General features: G+C 54.5%; 17 protein-coding genes. 4 read left to right on the top strand and 13 right to left on the bottom strand.

The features are described from left to right. Positions 1 to 81 precede the first annotated feature (81 nt). On the bottom strand, positions 82 to 2,409 hold the full coding sequence (gene priA / locus G6R38_RS12560) for a replication restart helicase PriA (RefSeq protein ID WP_166825476.1): 2,328 nt from the start codon (positions 2,407 to 2,409) through the stop codon (positions 82 to 84). A 294-nt stretch (positions 2,410 to 2,703) separates the two neighbouring features. Between priA and G6R38_RS12555 the strand changes: the two genes are divergently transcribed. Together G6R38_RS12555 and G6R38_RS12550 are read left to right on the top strand one after the other, a co-directional pair. Continuing rightward, positions 2,704 to 3,870 (top strand): S1C family serine protease, encoded by a 1,167-nt coding sequence (locus G6R38_RS12555; RefSeq protein ID WP_166825473.1) that lies wholly within the window; start codon positions 2,704 to 2,706, stop codon positions 3,868 to 3,870. 141 nt (positions 3,871 to 4,011) lie between these two features. Then, entirely contained in the window at positions 4,012 to 4,380 is a 369-nt protein-coding gene (locus G6R38_RS12550) for an STAS domain-containing protein (protein ID WP_166825469.1), read from the top strand. 12 nt (positions 4,381 to 4,392) lie between these two features. Here the strand turns inward: G6R38_RS12550 and G6R38_RS12545 are convergent, their stop codons facing one another. After that, positions 4,393 to 4,587, bottom strand: a complete 195-nt coding sequence (locus tag G6R38_RS12545) for a hypothetical protein (protein ID WP_166825466.1) — start codon at positions 4,585 to 4,587, stop codon at positions 4,393 to 4,395. 204 nt (positions 4,588 to 4,791) lie between these two features. Here G6R38_RS12545 and G6R38_RS12540 point away from each other — a divergent pair, with 204 nt between their 5' ends. Continuing rightward, positions 4,792 to 5,757 carry a type I phosphomannose isomerase catalytic subunit gene (locus tag G6R38_RS12540; RefSeq protein ID WP_166825463.1) on the top strand — a complete coding sequence of 322 codons (966 nt, stop codon included), beginning with the start codon at positions 4,792 to 4,794 and terminating at the stop codon, positions 5,755 to 5,757. A gap of 83 nt (positions 5,758 to 5,840) precedes the next feature. On the opposite strand, the gene glnD is transcribed toward G6R38_RS12540, so the two are convergent. The 4 genes from glnD to G6R38_RS12520 all read right to left on the bottom strand — a co-directional run bounded on the left by glnD (position 5,841) and on the right by G6R38_RS12520 (position 11,106). Then, complete coding sequence (gene glnD / locus G6R38_RS12535; protein WP_166825460.1) at positions 5,841 to 8,531, bottom strand: [protein-PII] uridylyltransferase; 2,691 nt, start codon at positions 8,529 to 8,531, stop codon at positions 5,841 to 5,843. A gap of 210 nt (positions 8,532 to 8,741) precedes the next feature. Beyond that, positions 8,742 to 9,080: a P-II family nitrogen regulator gene (locus G6R38_RS12530; protein WP_166825457.1), complete on the bottom strand. Its 339-nt coding sequence runs from the start codon at positions 9,078 to 9,080 to the stop codon at positions 8,742 to 8,744. A gap of 112 nt (positions 9,081 to 9,192) precedes the next feature. Next, positions 9,193 to 9,531, bottom strand: a complete 339-nt coding sequence (locus G6R38_RS12525) for a P-II family nitrogen regulator (protein ID WP_166825454.1) — start codon at positions 9,529 to 9,531, stop codon at positions 9,193 to 9,195. Positions 9,532 to 9,723: 192 nt separating this feature from the next. Next, a complete protein-coding gene (locus G6R38_RS12520) occupies positions 9,724 to 11,106 on the bottom strand; it encodes an ammonium transporter (protein ID WP_166826674.1) in 1,383 nt (460 codons plus the stop codon). A gap of 258 nt (positions 11,107 to 11,364) precedes the next feature. Here G6R38_RS12520 and G6R38_RS12515 point away from each other — a divergent pair, with 258 nt between their 5' ends. Further along, positions 11,365 to 12,285: a prepilin peptidase gene (locus G6R38_RS12515; protein WP_166825451.1), complete on the top strand. Its 921-nt coding sequence runs from the start codon at positions 11,365 to 11,367 to the stop codon at positions 12,283 to 12,285. Between the two features lie 10 nt (positions 12,286 to 12,295). Here the strand turns inward: G6R38_RS12515 and G6R38_RS12510 are convergent, their stop codons facing one another. From G6R38_RS12510 to G6R38_RS12480, 7 genes are all read right to left on the bottom strand, one after another. After that, the gene (locus G6R38_RS12510) at positions 12,296 to 12,790 is read right to left on the bottom strand and encodes a Fur family transcriptional regulator (protein ID WP_240928179.1); all 495 of its coding nucleotides are present in this window, start codon (positions 12,788 to 12,790) and stop codon (positions 12,296 to 12,298) included. Positions 12,791 to 12,981: 191 nt separating this feature from the next. Beyond that, entirely contained in the window at positions 12,982 to 13,410 is a 429-nt protein-coding gene (locus G6R38_RS12505; protein WP_166825448.1) for a flagellar biosynthesis anti-sigma factor FlgM, read from the bottom strand. 154 nt (positions 13,411 to 13,564) lie between these two features. Further along, on the bottom strand, positions 13,565 to 14,641 hold the full coding sequence (locus G6R38_RS12500; RefSeq protein WP_166825445.1) for a threonine aldolase family protein: 1,077 nt from the start codon (positions 14,639 to 14,641) through the stop codon (positions 13,565 to 13,567). 66 nt (positions 14,642 to 14,707) lie between these two features. Continuing rightward, entirely contained in the window at positions 14,708 to 15,622 is a 915-nt protein-coding gene (locus G6R38_RS12495; protein ID WP_166825442.1) for a hypothetical protein, read from the bottom strand. Positions 15,623 to 16,300: 678 nt separating this feature from the next. Then, positions 16,301 to 16,444: a hypothetical protein gene (locus G6R38_RS12490; RefSeq protein ID WP_166825437.1), complete on the bottom strand. Its 144-nt coding sequence runs from the start codon at positions 16,442 to 16,444 to the stop codon at positions 16,301 to 16,303. After that, entirely contained in the window at positions 16,444 to 17,547 is a 1,104-nt protein-coding gene (hisC, locus tag G6R38_RS12485) for a histidinol-phosphate transaminase (RefSeq protein WP_166825432.1), read from the bottom strand. Before hisC ends, G6R38_RS12490 begins: the two co-directional genes overlap by 1 nt. A 96-nt stretch (positions 17,548 to 17,643) precedes the next feature. Then, entirely contained in the window at positions 17,644 to 18,768 is a 1,125-nt protein-coding gene (locus tag G6R38_RS12480; protein WP_166825429.1) for a hypothetical protein, read from the bottom strand. Between the last annotated feature and the right edge of the window lie 84 nt (positions 18,769 to 18,852).

The raw sequence follows: 18,852 nt of genomic DNA, 5'->3' as shown, positions 1-18,852 counted from the left end.
AGGTCGAGTGACGTCAACTTCAATCGTGACGACCGAGCATTCCCGAGAACTCATCGAGGAAAAACAAATCCGGTGAGAAATTCAACGCATATTCGTGGGATCGACATCGATTACGTATTCAAATCCGCTGGACTTCGGAAGCTGATCTTCCGCGATCCGCCAGAGTTTGACGATCTCCTCAGGGTCACTTGCGGAGAGTTGGAAGTGGTATCGGTAGTGGTCCTTCACTTTCGCTACCGGCGCGGGAGCCGGCCCTAACAACCAAACCGCCAATGACTCTTCCTGAATGGTTTGCTTGACGATTTCTGCAAACTCTTCGGCCTTCGCTTCGACGAAGGCTTCATCTTCGGATCGGAGAATGACCCGGGCCAGATGCCGAAACGGTGGCACATGCATGGCCTGTCGTTGTTGCATCTCATGACGAGCAAACCCGTGATAATCGTGATCCGCCGCAAACGCGATCGCCGGTTCGCCCGGTGATGATGTCTGGACGAACACGCGACCGCCTCGGTGACTTCGCCCCGTGCGACCGGCCACTTGCGAAATCAGCTGAAACGTTCGCTCGGCGGCTCGCAAATCGGGTTGATGCAAACTTGTGTCGGCATCGACCACACCGACCAATGTCACGTTTGGAAAGTCGAGTCCTTTGGCGATCATCTGTGTGCCGAGCAGAATTTGCACATCGCCGTTGCGAAATGCAGCCAACGCGGCGGAATAGCTGCCATGCCGTCGCATCGAATCACTGTCCATCCGCAGGATCTTGTGCTCTTTAAATTTCCGACGGACTTCCTCTTCCAACCGTTGCGTGCCACTTCCCAATCGGCGAATGCCCGCGTGTCCGCACTCCGGACAATTTCGGAGAATCGTTTGGTAATTGCACACGTGACACAATGCCACATTTCGGTCTCGATGCCACGTCAATGTGACATCGCAATGCGGACATTTCGCCGAAACACCACACGCTCGGCACCACAAAGTCGGCGAAAACCCTCGAAGGTTGAGAAAGAGAATCACCTGCCCGGAATCCTTCAACGCGGTTCGCATCCCCGATTCCAGCACACGACCGATGGCATCACCGCGTTCAATTTGCGGATCGTTTCGCGTATCCACAACAACGACCGGCGGCATTGCACGCTCTTCGACTCGCTTCGGCAACGATAATACAACGTCCTTTCTCGTCTGCCCGCGATGCCACGATTCCAACGTCGGCGTGGCGGACCCCAGAACCAGCGGAATCTTTTCGATGCGGGCCCGTTCGCGCGCGACTTCCCGTGTGTGGTAGCGAGGCGTGGAGTCCTGTTTGAACGATGTTTCGTGTTCTTCGTCGATTACGATCAAACCCAAATGGGGAGCCGGCGCAAAGACCGCACTTCTCGCACCGACAATCACGTTGACCGCCCCACGACGAATTTGCTGCCAATGCCAATGACGTTCCGCCGCACTTAAATGACTGTGCAGCACCGCGACCGAGTCGAATCGGCTTTGAAACCGCTGAACGGTTTGTGGGGTGAGGCTGATCTCTGGAACGAGCACAATCGCTTGGCGTCCATACCCGACGACTTCACGAATCGCTTGGATGTAAACTTCCGTTTTTCCACTGCCGGTCACACCGTGCAGTAGAAAAGTCTGATGCTGTTTCGCTTGCAAGGAGTCCACGATTGACCGCAATGCGACTTCTTGTTGATCGTTCAATTTCAAGTCGTCATTGCGTTCGATGGCGGTTGGTTCGGGAACGAAATCATGCGTCCGTTCTCGCAATGCAATCACCAGATTCTTTTTAACCAATGCCTGGACCGGTCCCGCACTGCAATGAGCGGACGCCGAGATTTCCTCCAAAGTCAATGGCTCGTCGCGGTCCTGAAGGACTTGCAATACGGCCTGTTGCTTGGCCGACAAACGTACGCCTTCGAGTCGAGCTTGCGTATCGGGATGGATTCGAAAACGCCGAATCAACCGAGTTCCCGCACGTTGTTTCACCCCTGTCGGTACCACACCGTCGAGCACTTGCCCCCAACTACACAGATAGCGATCCGCAATCCAGCGGGTGAGATCCATCATCGATGGGGTGATCAATGGCAACTCGTCGACGACCGACTGCACCCACTTTAAATCCCGCCCGGTCTTGGAGACCGGTCCCAAACTCACGCAGAATCCGGTGAGGAGGCGGTCGCCCTTTCCGAAGGGCACTCGCACCCGTTGTCCAGTTTGGATGTCCGCCCGAAGATGGTCCGGAACTAAATAGGTGAAAGCTTTGTCGATCGGCCGATTCACAACCACTTGAGCGGCCAGCAAATCCTCCGATGCGGCCGTCTCCCAGGGAAGTGGATTCCCAACTACTGCCTCCGACTCACGTTTTGTCTCCGGAAACAACTCAGGTTGAATGAGTGTTGCCGTTGCGGAGTTCTCCATGACGTCCCTCCCGATTGGTCCCTTAGACTCCGATCAACACATCGTACACAACGAAACCCAAAAAGTGAACAGAAAAACCCTATAATCGCATGTGCACAAAACGTCAACGTAACTGGCTTGTTGAAAGATCCTCGAAATCCGTATGAAATCCAGAGAATCCGTCCTCTTGCCTCTGTGGGACGCGTCCTGCAGAATAGGGCTTGTTGCACGATGGACAGTTCACGATGCCACGAGTGTTGGTAGACTCCATCCGTGAATCGCGACTGTCATTCCCTCGACGCGGAGACTCAACCGATGATGAATTCCGACTTCCCTCATGAATCGTCGGAGTCGGCGCGGGCGACATTATCCACGTGGATTGCCGTCTTCTTCTTCATGATCGCCAGTGGTTTGGCTGTCTGGAAGTTCATGGACCTTTCCCCTTCCGCACTTCACGACCCAAATGCTCGACCACGAATCGTAACCGCCCGCGGAAAACTAGCGGAAACGGAAACCTCACAGATTGAACTGTATCGTGCTGCGTCTCCATCAGTCGTTCACGTCACAAGCTTTGCACTCGCCGGTCGCGATCTCCAACGGGAGCCACTGGGAACCGGGAGCGGCTTCATCTGGGATGAAGATGGCCACGTCGTGACGAACTTTCACGTCATCCAAAAAGCCCAAGCCGCCCGCGTCACCCTGTTTGATGGTTCCGTTCACGATGCGCGACTCGTCGGCAGTGATCCCGATAAGGATGTCGCGGTTCTCAAAATTGACTCACCGGCTTCCTTGTTGTCTCCCATCCCGGTGGGTACTTCGCAGGACCTGCTCGTCGGACAGAACGTCTACGCGATTGGCAACCCGTTTGGACTCGATCAAACACTGACCACAGGGGTCATCAGTGGGTTGGGACGAGAAATCGAATCCGTCACCGAACGCACGATTTTCAATGTCATCCAAACAGACGCCGCGATCAATCCCGGCAACTCCGGCGGTCCGCTGCTTGATAGTGCTGGTCGATTGATTGGGATCAACACGGCGATTTACAGCCCATCGGGAGCGTATGCAGGGATCGGGTTCGCGGTCCCGGTCGATGCCGTCAATCGAGCGGTGCCGGAAATCATCCGCACGGGAACGGTCGATCGCCCTGGTTTGTCGGTCATTGTGTGGAGCGATTCCGATGTGGCTCAGCTTCGACAGCTCGGGATTCTTGACCGAAAAGGTGTGCTGTTCCGGAAGATTATTAGAGGTGGGGCGGCAGACAAAGCGGGATTACTGCCGACGATCGAATTGCCGAACGGGCTACGTTTGGGCGATTTACTTGTCGGTTTCGATGGCGAGGCTATAACGGGTACAAAAGATTTATTCCGTGTCCTCGAACGTTTCCACGTTGGCGACACGGTTACGATCCAGGTCATTCGGAATGGCCAAGAACGAGAGGTGTCACTGACACTGCAAGCGTTGCCCACCTTCACCCAGTGAGATCCGTCGAAACTCAGGCGACTGAGAACTTCCGAATTGAATGGAGATCGGAAATCGCATATACTAGACGAAAAACCAGAGAACAACGTGGTTTCGGGCAACTCCGACTAAAGACAATCAGTTCTCGTGCGGGCCAAGACCATGCCAAACAATGATTCCATCCACGTATCCCGTCAGGACGACATCACGATCATCACACTTGGCCCCGAGTATCAAAAACTCGAGGAAGGCCATCTTCAGGAAGTGCGGACCGAAATTCTAACAGCAGTCGAAAGTGCCGAACCACCACTGGTGGTGTTGGACATGTCGAACGTCAATTTCTTCGGCTCCGCATTCATTGAGATCCTATTCCGAGCTTGGAATCGGTTGGAGAAAGCCGAGAACGGTAAATTCGTGATTTGCGGGCTCATGCCCTACTGTAAGGAAGTCCTCCAGGTCACTAATTTAGACCGAATCTGGGAACTCGTCGAGACACGTGACGACGCGATTGCTCAACTCCAGACGGCTTAACCGAAAGTCGCGTCACTTCGCTCGGCGTGGTGTCATGCTTTGAGCCGACGGTTGCTGTCCCGTTTCCTTCATCATTGCCAATTCTGTTGGCGGTGCTGTATCCAGTCGAAAACTGACTTCATCCCCGTCAATATCGACCACTGTCAGTACTTGATTGCCTACGACGACCATATCGCCGACAGCTAAATCCATTGTCTGCTCAAGCACGGATGCCTCCTGCATTGGCTTCAGACCATTGGCCCGGATCCCACCCCGACGGATGAGTACGCGCGCGGACTATACCAAGTCATCCGAAACACCGCAAACCGGATTCGAGCCCCACGAAAGTCCAATTGACCGATCGGGGCAAACGACTACCATCCACGGTATGACCCAACAGGCCCCAAGACTATGTCATGCCAGGAGTTTGTAATGCCGCCATTGTTTTTTGAGCCGATTCTCAAACGAATTCGCTGGGGTGGCCGACGATTGGGCACGGAACTCGGAAAACCCATCGGTCCGGAGACCGACTACGCCGAGAGTTGGGAAATTTCCGACCACGGGGAGGATCAATCTCTCGTTACGGACGGTGAGTTCGCCGGTTGGTCGCTCAAGAAACTGGTGACGGAACGGAACGCGGACATTTTCGGACGTCATGCCGGTCGAAAACAGTTTCCGCTGCTAGTGAAATTTCTGGACGCCAACGATCGGCTTTCAGTGCAGGTTCATCCGAATGATGAACAGGCGAAGCAATACGATCCTCTCGAAAACGGCAAAACGGAAGCATGGGTGATCGTCCACGCCGAACCGGGCAGCCAACTCTACGTGGGACTTCAGGATGGCATCGGTCCAGAGCAATTGGACGAACACCTGCGAGCCGGAACCGTGGAAGAAATTCTGCACACGGTAACGGTCCATCCAGGCGATTGTGTGTTTATTCCCGCGGGAACGATTCATGCCATCGGTGAAGGTATTGTGCTGGCGGAAATTCAGCAATCGAGCGACCTAACCTTTCGGCTCTACGATTGGGGTCGGCTCGGGGCCGATGGCAAACCCCGCGAAATCCACATCGAATCCGCACTCGAGTGCACCAACTTCGACATGGGCCCAGTCGATCCGGTGGAGCCTCAAGTGAAGACAGCGTCCCCGATCCGCACTGAAGAACTCGTGCAGAATGACCATTTCGTGATGCAACGCCACATCGTCCCCGCTGGTCAAACTGCGAAATTATCGACGGATAACCGATTCCATGTCTATAGCGTGCTCGGAGGTTCCGGCAAACTAACGTCTGGGCAACCGCTCAACCTCGGTACAACGTTCCTCGTTCCGGCAGCTTGTGACGACGTGGAAGTTCAGGCTGCCGAGGAACTCACCCTCTTGGAAGCCTTTCTTCCATAGCGAGAATGACGATTCTTCATTGCGTTCGCGTTCAGCGGAAAGATAACGACGGTCGCATTGTCGAAATGAAACACGCCTCGTCATCAGCAAAACGATTGGTGCCCTTCGGCTTCGAAGTGCTCGAGTCGTTCTTCCAGTTCCTCTCGAATCTTGCCGAGTCGATCGCCGTCGGTGATTTTGTTGCCATCGCGGTCGGTGAGATAGAAAACGTCGACGACCTGATCAAAGTGCGTCGAAATCTTGGCGAGCACGACCGATGTATCGAGTTCGTACAAAGTCCGCGAGATCAAATACAGCAAACCCGGTTGATCCTGGGCGAAGACGTCGAGGATGGTGCATTTCGGTGATGTGTTGTTGTCGATCACAACCCGTGTCGGCAGCCCCGAAACCAACTCCTGTGGACCACTCGAATATCGACTCGCCTTTTGAAACATCTTCTCCACAGGTTGTTCTGTGAGCAATCCCGTCCGAAGTGCCTCGCTAATTTCTTCAACCCGCTGCAGTGGAACCTCGCCTTCATAGTCTCCGTCACTTGTGCAAAAGCTGTCCACGACGTAACCATCTGCGGTTGTGCTGATCTGCGCGGAATGCACTGTCAGCCGTTTCGCCCGCAGAATTCCGACGACACGATGAAAAACGCCACTGACCGTCGTCTCGTGAGTAATGAGTCGATAGTCGACAATTTCATTCTCGTCGTTCCAAAGTCCGGTAACCGAGATGTTACCCGGGTCGATAGTTTGCAGAACTTTGAGGTCATGGGCGATTTGCTGCTTCGATGTTTCTGCCAGATAGTGCGGAGGCAAACTCGTGAGCTGCTGAAACAGCCATTTGCGGACGTCTTCTTGATCGTCATCGTGACTCGTAATCGACGATAACACGTATTCGAAGATTTCACGAAAACGCTTTTGCTCTTGATACTCGAATTTCCGCCCACTGAGCACGTACATGCCTCGGCAATAGAATTCGGACAGCAACCCGGCTTTCCAATCCGTCCAGACGCCGGGACCGACAGCGGAGATATCCGAAGCCGTCAGGACGAACAACATCCGCAGTTTGTCCAGACTCCCGATGGCTTTGGCGAATGGTACGACGACAGCCGGGTCACTGATATCGCGGCGGAACGCGAGATCGGCCATTTGTAAGTGCATTTCCACCAACAAAGCGAGTGTTCGACCACGATGAGCCGGAATGCCTAAACGCTTGGCGATCCGTTCCGCAATGCGTTTGCCGACGATGCAGTGGTCTTCCTCGAATCCCTTGCCAACGTCGTGCAGCAGCAAAGCCAGATGCAAAATCTCCTTGTGTTGAATCGCTCGGTAGGCTCGACCGAGGTGATCGTCATCGTTCTCGAATTGAATACAACATTCGATCGCCTTGAGCGTGTGCTCGTCGACGGTGTAACTGTGGTACTGGTTGAATTGCAGCAAACACCGAGTGTGCTTGAAATCGGGAATCAGAATTTCCAGAACGCCGATGTCGAATAGTCCCCGGATGACGACCCCCAGATAAGTCGTGCATCCAAGGATCTGCATAAACATCGCGGCATCACGGGGCGTGATTTCCTCGCTCAAGTTGGGAACGGCGTTTTTCAACTCGGCGGCGAGCCGGGGTTTCGGCGTAAGCCCATACAAGGCAGCCGCATAGTAGAGTTTGAGGATTTCCAGCAAACTTGATTGCACCGTTTCGCGATAGCGAGGCAACACGTCGATCCACCCAGGGCCAGCGTGGAACATCGTATTCACTCGGTGAGTCACCGCGAATTCGATCAGCCGCTCCTGAAGTGTTCGTGGGCAATGACGGTTAACAAACCGCATGACGATTTCCGACAAAGCCGAACTGTGGCGGAAATAATTCTGCATGAACACTTCCACCGGACGCTGCGCCGGTGTGGGCTGGATGTTCCGTTCCCGTGTGATCCGCAATTGCTCATCCCGCGTGAGCCGATCTTGCTCACGATTGTTGTGGAAGTGCATATCAATTCGGATCTTCAACAGAAACTCATAGGCTCCCCGGAGATCGTAGGCTTCTTCACGAGTCAGCGAACCGTTCCGCCGAAGCGAATCGATATCTTTTTCTTTGAACAATGCATAGCCAAGCCATCGGAGCAAGTGGAAGTCACGCAACCCTCCTTGTGAGGATTTCAGGTCCGGCTCCAATTGTTGCACGGTATTCCCATGCGTGAGCCGCTCGGAGCCACGGGCTTCCACACAGCTATCAATAAAGGCACGAAGCCGTCGATGGATGACTTTCCGCTCAAATTGTTTTCGCAGCGAGCCGACAAGCCGTTCGCTTCCCCAAAGCAGACGCATTTCCGTGAGTGCGGTTGCAATCTGCGGTTCAGCTTTGGCCAGCGTGACACACTCTTTGATCGTGCGTACGGAGTGCCCAAGCTGCAAACCGGCATCCCAAAGTGCCCGGACAACAGTCGACGAGAACTCGGCGAACGGTGTGTCTGCCGCGGGATCATACAGGAATAGCAGATCGATATCCGAATAGGGACAAAGATCCCCACGCCCAGTTCCACCAACCGCGACAACAGCGGCATTCTCACGAATGACGTCCCGTTCGCTTTCGCTGCGTAACTCAAACTCTTCTTCGATCAAACGTATGAGGAAGGCGTCCATACCATCGGAGAGTGCAGACGCCACCTGCGTGCCTGTCGCACCACGTTCGAACAATTGCCGCCCACGTTCGCGGACATCGACGATCCCTTGTCGACGCTTCTTGAGCGTAGCGAGCGTGTCGTTGACGGATGGCGTCGTTGCCAAGTTCATCTATCGCCTTTCCAATTCGAGCAACTCGACTGACAGTTTAGGATTTTAGAACCCACCCCGTGGTCTGAGCAAAAAAAAACCGGCCCGAAAGGGACCGGAAGGTTGGAGAACTTCTTGCAATCTCAGCCCATTCACCACACGAGCATCTGACGAATTCGACACGAAGTCGGTCTCGGCAGTCGATTCTTGCTCGTCGTTTCCGGTGGGAAATCAAATGGCTTCCGCACCGGATTCACCTGTGCGAATCCGAATGACGTCTTCCAAATCGGTCACGAAGATCTTGCCGTCGCCGATTTGTCCCGTGCGAGCAGTCGTCATGATCGTTTCAACCGCCTTGCTCAGGATATCGTCAGCGACCACAACTTCCAGTTTCAACTTCGGCAGAAAGTCCACGGTGTACTCAGTGCCACGGTACTGCTCTTTGTGACCGCGTTGCCGACCAAAACCACGAATCTCCGACACAGTCATCCCTTGAATGCCAGCCTTGGTTAAGGCGTCTTTGACATCTTCGAGTTTGTAGTGACGGATGACAGCTTCAACCTTTTTCATCGATGTAACTCCTCGTGAACTCACGGGGAAGCGCCACCCGCTCGTTGCTAAAAATGACAGACCAGTTTGTGTATCAAAAATCCAACATCAAAGCCGAAAAGCTCGGCAGAACCTACAGGGCCTCTTGACCGGTTTCGCCGGTACGAATGCGAATCATTTCATCCAAGCTGGTGACGAAGATTTTCCCATCGCCAATCTGCCCAGTCCGCGCGGATCGCAAGATGGTTTCGATGACTTCACCGGCTTGATCGTCCGAAACAACGACTTCCATCTTGGCCTTTGGCAAGAAATCGACGGTGTACTCCGCACCGCGATACTGCTCTTTATGGCCCTTCTGACGGCCGAACCCACGAACTTCCGAGACCGTCATGCCTTGAATGCCCATGCTGGTCAGTGCGTCTTTAACTTCTTCCAACTTGAAGTGCCGAATCACGGCTTCGATTTTCTTCATGACTTCTTCTCCACGGATGACACTCTCGTCACAACACTTTTGGTAGCGTTTCAGATCGCTCTGAAACTGACTCTTAGAAACTTCATTTTATCCGTAATCATGCCAGGCCGACGAACTCTGATCAATCGATCCTCTCGAGCAATCGACCTGCCATGACTGTTCCCAAATCGGATGGTCTTCATCAACTGTCGATTAAAGAAAGATGTAACCTTCCTCCCCATGTTGACTAAGATCCAAGCCCTGCATTTCGTCTTGCTGCGTGACTCGCAGACCAATTGTGGCATCAATGACCTTGAGAAGGATGAACGTGCCGATCAACGCGATTCCCGCAGCCGCGACAATGCTAATCAACTGTGGTCCCATCTGTCCCGCATTGCCTTCCAGCAGACCAATCGGATGATTGTCTCCGGTGACGGCTCGCGTCGCAAAAACGCCGGTCAAGATGGCACCGACCGTTCCACCAACTCCATGCACGCCAAAGGCGTCCAATGAGTCATCATAGCCAAATTTTGTCTTAAGCGAAGTGCATGCCCAAAAACAGGCCAGGCCAGCAATTAAGCCCAGAGCAATGGCTGCCAATGGCGTGACAGTGCCGCTGGCGGGTGTAATACAGACCAACCCTGCGACAGCTCCTGAGCAGGCTCCGAGAATACTCGGCTTGCCTCGGAAGTACCATTCGGCCCCGGCCCAGGCGATCACCCCGGCTGCCGCTGCCATGTGAGTCGCCACGAATGCATTCGCTGCGAGCACGTTGGCCTCCACTGCACTACCGGCATTGAAGCCAAACCATCCAATCCACAGCATCGTAGCCCCAATACAGGTGTACGTCAGATTGTGCGGTGGCATCGGTTCCTGATTGAACCCCAACCGCTTGCCGATAATGACCGCACACAGCAATGCCGATACCCCGGAGCTAATGTGCACAACTGTGCCGCCTGCGAAATCAAACGCGTGCATCGGTTCACCAGCACTGAAATAGCCACCGCCCCATACCCAATGGGCAATCGGGCAATAAACGAACGTGCCCCAGAGAATCGAAAACACAACCATTGCACTGAACTTCATGCGTTCGGCGAATGCCCCGCAAATCAGGCATGGCGTAATGATGAAAAACATCATCTGGAACACCATGTTGACCATGGTCGGGATGGACCCCGTCATCGGATACACCGCTTCACCCGCGACGGAGTCGTAGTAAGGCAAGACGTTGTTCATCAGCAGATAAGTGCCGTCACCGACGAAACCACCCAACAAATGACCACCAAATGCGAGGCTGTATCCCCAGAGTGCCCACACAATTGACATCGTTCCCATCAGGAAGATGCATTGCATCATCACTCCCAAGATATTTTTCTTGCGAACCAGTCCGCCATAAAACAATGCCAGGCCAGGTGCTGTCATCATAAGCACCAGTGCCGAACAAATAAGCATCCACGCGGTGTCCGCACCATCGAATCCGTCCGCACGTTGCTTCGGACTTTCGGACTCCGATGATGTTTCAGGCTCGGCTGTTATTTCCGATTTTGCTTGTGTTGACTCGGCATCGACATTACCGTTCGACTCTTGAGCAAACATAGTTGACGCGGAAACACCGCAAATGATGAGGGATAACGACAGCCAACGAATGGTTCGATTCACAGCTTCTCCTTGAGCGCGTTCAGTGGAAGCAAGTTAGAGATGGTTGTTTGAGATGGTTCTGGACGATACCCGACACTCGATCCTTCTGCAAACGGACCGTTGCGGGAATCATCTGATGCCTGACTAAGCAACGAGCGTGCCGCCCGACACCTGATTTCTCCCAGCCGACCATTCCTACAAGCCGAGACCGAGCTAATGACGGATTTCACGCTACCAATCGCGATTGCCACCGCCAGCGGCATTCCTGCCGGATCGGCCGCTCTTTGGTGGGGACGGCGGTTAACGCCCGAGGAATCCGAGTCACGTTCGTCATCGCTCGTAATGACGATCCTTGTCCCATTGATCACCGCCGGATTCTTTGCCGGACTCACCTGGGCAACGCTCGCTGCTCGCTGCCAAGAAATTGAGTCGGTGAGTCTGAGTCAAACAGGAGAATATGTTCGACTCGGGTTTCACTTGGTCCTGATCACGCTCTTGATGACGGCGGTGGTCACAGACCTCCGTGATTACGTGATTCCCGATGCGATCACGATACCGGGCATGATCATCGGTGTCGCAGCATCGACCGTGAGCGGGGCACTCGAATTGGTTCCGCTATGGATCGATTGGAATATGGCGATTCTTGGTTATCGTGGTGCGTATGTGCCGGAGTGGATTACCCTCCATCCACATTGGCATGGGCTGGCATGGAGCCTCACTGGCCTGCTTGCCGGCGGCATGATCGTCGCCGTGACCCGATGGATCGCACGCGTCATTCTTGGTCGCGAAGCACTCGGCTTCGGGGACGTGACACTTATGGCAATGATCGGCAGCTTCATCGGTTGGCAAGCCGTGCTGTTCACGTTCGCGATTGCACCACTCGCCGGCTTGGCCGTCGCCGTAGTCTTGGGAATTGTGTCCGGCCGAAGTTTCGTCGGTTTCGGCCCCTATTTGGCCGCCGCAGCGATCGCCGTGCTATTTTCCTGGCGATGGATGTGGACGCCGCTCCGCAACACCTTCGGCGACTGGATTAGCCTCGCCATTTTGACAAGCGTAGCCATGGGGGCGTTCTGCGTGTTATTGGCCGTCGTCAGAGCGTTTCGCGCAATGCCATTCGAGCAGACGAAACGGCGTTAGATCACGCCAATTACAAGAGATCGAGTTTCGGATTGCGTTTGCGAGGCCGCGAGCACTCTTCGCAAATACCGTAGACTTCGAGTCGATGACCGGTCATCCGAAAATTCGTTTCTTGAGCCAACTCCTCAATCAATTTGGCCACGCGGTCGTTCTCGAACTCGATCAGCGTGTCGCAGCGATCGCAGATGAAATGATCGTGTCGAGGATAGCCGTAATCGTGCTCGTAGACGTCGCGTTCATTGTTCCGCGCGACCTTCCGAATGAGACCGGCCTCCTCAAGCAGACCGACCGTCCGATAGACACTCGCACGACTCACACGCCGTCCCGTGTTTCCAGGTGTCAGTCGCTCGACGATCTGGTCGGTATCGAAGTGTTCGTGCTGCGAGAACACATCTTCCACGATCACGGAGCGTTCGTGCGTGAGTCGCATGCCCTGGGTGGCCAAATACTCACGGAATTTGTCGATTGGAGAAACCGCCACAGGGACGGTTGGCAATTCACTCACTCATCCAGCCTTTTTCGTCGGAACGTCTTTTACAAAAACTGTGTGGGAAATGTCGATCAGACATTCAGATTTCCGAGAAGCGACCATCGAGAGCGAATCGCCGAGGTCAACTCCAGCAACTTTGAATCGTTACAAGTTATTATGGCGCCCCGGGCAAAAAACTCAAATTTGAAAGCGAGTTTTTCTGTTTCTCAATCGTCATCAAGACCGAGTTCACCGAACATCATGCCGAGAGCGGCCTCTAACTTGTCTGGCGTTTCATAGGTTCCATCGTCAATCGCTGCCTTGATGGCATCAAGACGCTGTTGACGCAAACTCTTCTCAGAGGACGACTTACCAGCAGCTTCGGATGAAATCTCAATGCGATCCCCATCTGCAGGCGGAGTCTCCTTCGCTGAGGAGGCATCTGCAGACGTGGCGTCAGTGGGGGTTGGTTTGGGCATATTCACGGGGCGTACAATGGGGGAGGACCCAGTGCCTCGGACATCCATATCAGCACTCCCAGAATTGCGAGGATTCAACCGACCGGCGTCGCTCTCCGAGTGATGTCGGGACATCGACGCTTGGGAATTGTACCGCAATTGGGGGATCCGGTTCAACCGGGGGTTTCGTTGGGACATGAGAGACTCCGCTTCGGCGGGTAACCGGGTCTGCAACGATCATGTCGCGGAGAAAACCGGTCGAGCAGCGTCCCAACGGTTCCTTGGACGTGCAATAGTGGTATCGGCGTTTCGACCACAGGTGCGCCAGTCGGATTTTGAAAACCATCGGGTTTCAATACTGAACAGCTGGTGTAATGTCCGCCGAAAGTCCTTCTCGGACTGCGGTTTGGACAATCTCGGCGGCCTGCGACATATCCTCGCGAGTGACGTCCAAGTGGGTGACCGCACGGAGACGGTATGCCCCCAACGCACCGATTCGCAATCCACGTCGATGCAGTTCTGCCGACATCTGCGCGGCCGTTCCGATTTCCGGATCGATCTCGAAAAAGACGAGATTGGTCTCGATCGCATCGACATCAACTTGGATACCATCGATCTTCGCAAGCCGCTCGGCTAAGAACCGTGCGTTGGAATGGTCATCCGCGAGACGTTCGACGTGAGATTGCAACGCATAACGCGCCGCGGCCGCCACCACACCGGATTGCCGAAGGGCTCCGCCAAACAGTTTTCGGTAGCGTCTCGCTTCCCGAATTTCCGCTTCGGTCCCGGCTAAGATCGCCCCCATCGGGCAACCGAGCCCCTTGGAGAAACAAACGGTGACTGTGTCAACATACTGAGCAACCTCAGCGGGATCGCAACCGAGCGCGACGACTGCATTGAAGAATCGTGCACCGTCCATGTGCGTTTTGAATGCTTGCCCTCTGGCCCATTCGGTCACGGCCTGCAGCCGATCCAACGGCCAAACACGTCCGCCCCCGAGATTTGTGGTGTTCTCGACGCACAGCAAACGCGTCGGCGTGAAATGCTGGTCGATTGGCCGCACACAGGCTTTCAGTTCGTCCAAGTCAGGCATGCCATGCGGACCAGGAATAGACCGACAACTCACACCGGACAACGCCGCCGGCCCCCCTGCCTCATAGTTGGAGATATGGCCGGTCGGATGGATCAGTAACTCGTCGCCTGATCGGCAATGCACGCGAATCGCCATTTGATTCGCCTGGGTCGCGGTGCAGGCAAAAACGGCCGCCTCTTTCCCGAGAAGTTTCGCCATCTCCGCTTCGAGGGCGTTAGTCGTCGGGTCATCCCCCGACATATCATCACCCACGGGAGCCGATACAATCGCCTGATACATCTCCGGCGTGGGGCGGGTTACGGTATCACTGAACAGATTAATCTCGGAATCCGACATGCCACCATCATCGTTGGGAGGAATGGTTAGAGCGTGGTACCGTTTTATCCATCCCGGGTGATTCCTTCAACTCGCAGCGGAATCAGTTGATGGAACCGTGGTCTCAACGGTTTGAAGTTGACGGTCGATCCATTCGGGGTTCGCGAACCGGCGACCGAGCCAACGGACCGTTGCCTCCATTTTCTGAGCAGTCTCTTCGCGTTCTTCTGCTGTCGCCTCCTGCCAGACAATGCGATCCAATTCCCAGCGGGCGACCCACTGTTCTTTTTCCGCCATCGCATTCACTCGCTCCATAAATCGAACGGCCCAGACCACACCAAAGGCGTTTCGGTATGACTCCCAAAATCGATCAAGTCCGGATTTCGGCACATTCGGTTGACGGCTGATTCCCCAAATCAGTAGACCGGCAATACATAAGAGGCAGACCGGAACTGTGCGAATTGGCGATACGTTATCGATTCCCGCCTCGAAAGCACGGCCGTCAAAGGTCCACATCACCCAACCACAGGCAATTCCAATCACGATTGCCGGAATCGTCCAGCGGGTTCCCACGTAATTTCCGAATCCCATCACCAAGACCAACGCGTACCCGAGTCGCATTGGCAGTTCCAACTGAAACGAACGCAATGTGGAGTCGCGAACCCAGTCCGCCAGGATTGGCCAGGTAAAGACGAGTAAGAACGGAACTACGACGAACACCGTCCAGACCCGCGATCCCGGCCGCTTCGCCCCCAAGATGAACAGAGCAGGGCACACGGATAATAGCGTCGCAGCGTACCAGCCAAGTTCCGTGAGCATGGTTGCGGACGGTCGCGTGAATTCGATGATCCAGGTTGAGGTCCACGCCAACCAAGCGGCCCAGGCCCAGCCGACCGCACCGGTCAATGTTGTGCCGCGAGCCGCCGTTGTCGCTTTCAGCAGCGGTACAGACAGCAAACTCAACGCGAGTGTTATCAACAAAGGGGACAAATGCAAAGTCATACGGATAACATGTTTGTTGGCAACGAGATAAAACCAGCCAAAAGTCAGAACTCCACCCCGAAAGGGGGGTGGTTGTGCAACGGTGGAACGCATAACCGGTACAACCGGCGCCTGTGTCACCGGAGCGGGAATTCGCGGAATTCTTGAAGCAATTGGCTGTGCAGATCACCTCGGTTTGGACGAAATAATGTGTGTGTTGCTCACCATGACAAATCGAACAGTGAAGCGAAAAACTCACCACAGGAAACACCGCCAACGCGACGTTTCCTTTCAAAGTTTCGACTGTTCAACTCAGAACCCCTCGAGGAGTTGCGACAATATGAAGTGGATGACCCTTACTGCTGCGATGATCCTGTGTAGCGCTAGCTCGGCTGACGCTGGCCTGTTTGACTGTTTCTGTAAAAAAGAAGCAAGCTGCTGTGCTCCGGCTCCAATGTGCTGCGAAGAGCCTAGCTGCTGTGCTCCAGCACCCAAATGCTGCCACGTTGAACCGACCTGCTGTGCTCCTGCTGCGACCTGTGCTCCTGCTTGCACCGCCGATCCTAGCTGCTGTGCTCCTGCTCCAAAATGCTGCCACGTTGAACCAAGCTGCTGTGCACCGACTCCTTCTTGCGTCAGCGTCTGCGAGCCGACCTGTGCCGCTCCTGAGAAGAAGTGCTGCTTGTTCGGTCTGCTTGACTAAGTGCTGCTGAAGACATGAAGACTCCAGACTCGCTCCGGTTTCTCTAACCGGCCGCTGGTGTCTGACTCTCTCTCGCCCGGTTGGAACTTCGGTTCCAACCGGGCTTTCTTGCGTTGAGTCTTCGGGAACTTAACTGTCATCACGCAAGAATTGTTTCCAGCTCCGAAATCAAGCGATCGATTTCTGCATCGGTCCCGACTGTGATTCGCAGCCCATCGAACGTGCCAGCGGTCTCATCAGCCGATTCCCCAAAGGCATTCGGAAATTTCATGAATCTCAGCAAGATTTTGCGGGCTTTCAGACTTTCGAAGATTTCCGCGTGACTTCGCGAAGGATGGGTGGCCCACACGAAATTCGTTTCGCTGGGAACGACATCAAAACCAAATTTCACTAATGCCTCGGACAGCCGTTTCCGAGTGGCCTGCACTTTTTTGACGTTGGCCTGCATCCACTCTTGATCCTCCAACGCAGCCGTCGCGGCCGCCAGGCCCAACGTGTTGCAGTTGTAGCTATCTTTGACCTTCCGCATACCGGCGATCAACTCGGGACGGGCAATCGCGAAACCAAACCGCAGACCGGCCAAACTGTACGATTTGCTCAGCGTCCGCGTGATGACGATTCGACCGGCGGATTCGCGCGTCGAGTTTGTGTTGCGAATCAATTCTGCATGATGCGGCGATTCACAGAAATCTCCGTAGGCTTCGTCGAGAACGAAAATGCCGTTTTCTGGAATCAGTTTCAGAATCGTCTCATCTGACCAACGATTCCCGGACGGAGAATTCGGGTTTGGCACAAAGACCAGACGACTTTCGGCGGCCTGCGAAAATGCAGACTCCGAAAAGCTCCAATCCGGTTCCAGACTCAAGCGTTCGTGGCGAGCGTCCTGGATGCCAGCTAGCGTTTCGTAGAGAATGTAACTTGGGTATGGAGATCGAATCGTTTGACCGGGGTCGGCAAACGATCGCACAAGAATCGTTAGGTTCTCGTCGCTACCATTCGCGGGAAGAATCCAATCGGGATCGACTCCGAACAATGGGGCCGCGACTTCCCGGAACCGCTTGGAAAGTGGATCGGGATAAAGGTTCAGTCGCCCTTCGGCCGCCCGTTTGATGGCATCGACAACCCGCGGCGACGGTGGATAAGGGTTTTCGTTGGTGTTGAGCTTAACCCATCCGCTGTCTTGCGGTTGCTCGCCTGGTACATAACCCTCGATCCGATCGATCGCTTCACGAAATAGACTCATCGGTCGCCGTTCACTGTGATTGGTTGTCCAAGAAACAAGCCCCGGCAGCCGCCCACCGAGGCTTTTGTTATTCAGTATGTCACAGGCCGACCAAAGTCAATCAGACCGCAATCTTCGACGACCGAAAATTCGTTCGGCCGCCGCAACTCCACGTGGATCGGATTTGCGAATTTCCTCAATGTATTGCTTGGCTTGCTCCACATGCTGCGGTTGATCCTTCGCATCATCGTCGAGGGAACTTGCCAACAAATATCGAATGATCGCCCGACGAGTCGCAATTTGCCCAAGAGGATTTTCCGTATCCTTCTTGTGGTAGAGCGTCATCAGCTCTTCTTGGACACTCCAATCCTTCCAACGCGCAAGATCAGCAATAGCCAGGTCAGCGGCTTCTGGTCGATCAAGGGCACCATGCACGGTTTCTTTGATGATGTCCCGTGAGATATCCGGCGGCCCCGAACGCCACAAAAAACGCATCGCCGTCAGTCCGGCGTGGACATCGGTGATCGGTGTTTTGGGATCTTCGAAAATTTTTAGCCTCAAATACCGCAGACCATCGTTCCCCCGCAACAACACGAAACCAGCCATAACGCCGTCAATGCCAAGTCGCACGGAGTCGGATTGATCGTCGATCAACTGCTTCAAAAGTTGGGCATCTTCATCGTTCCCCACCAGTCCTAGCAACAATCCGTAAAGTCCTCGTCGCGGAGCTAGCACGTCTTCAGACGTCAGCCATTTTCGCAATTTCTCTCTTGAGTAGCTCTCGCGAGCCGCGAACACCGCTTCATAGGGTGCCTTTGCAAATTCCGCGTAGGCATCGTCGCCAATTAACGGATCAGAAAACTCTAGAAAGCGGTGAAAATACGGTAGCCGCTTTGCTGGTGCCGTTTCCGGTGCCGGGGCTTGGTTCACGTACTGAAATGCCGTCTCGGTAATCGCTTCCGGCCGTTCCCACAGAATGATGGACTCGGAATCCGGGTCGAGTTGGCCAAGCAACAAGAACAAGTCGCCCGTTTGACCTCGCACAAATTCCGGTACATGGATCGTGGCGGGTTTCACTTTTTCCGGAAACTTAAGATGCGAAAGCACGGCGAACTTCGTTTCCGCGCCCTTCGATCCGTCCATTTCCTGAGCTTCGACCCACTGCCCCAACGAGGCTGCATCAGATTGTGAGACCCGTTCGCTCAATGTCGGATCGGTCGGAGCGCAAAACGGACAAGCCATCACAGTGGATGTCGCTGCGACGAAGCCGAAAAACAAAACCAGCGAGCGAACAATCACAAAGCCCAACTTTCACAAATGCGTTAA

The sequence above is a fragment of the Thalassoroseus pseudoceratinae genome, from assembly GCF_011634775.1.
In the GTDB taxonomy this organism is placed as follows: domain Bacteria; phylum Planctomycetota; class Planctomycetia; order Planctomycetales; family Planctomycetaceae; genus Thalassoroseus; species Thalassoroseus pseudoceratinae.
This window is presented reverse-complemented; position numbering and strand designations above follow the sequence as displayed.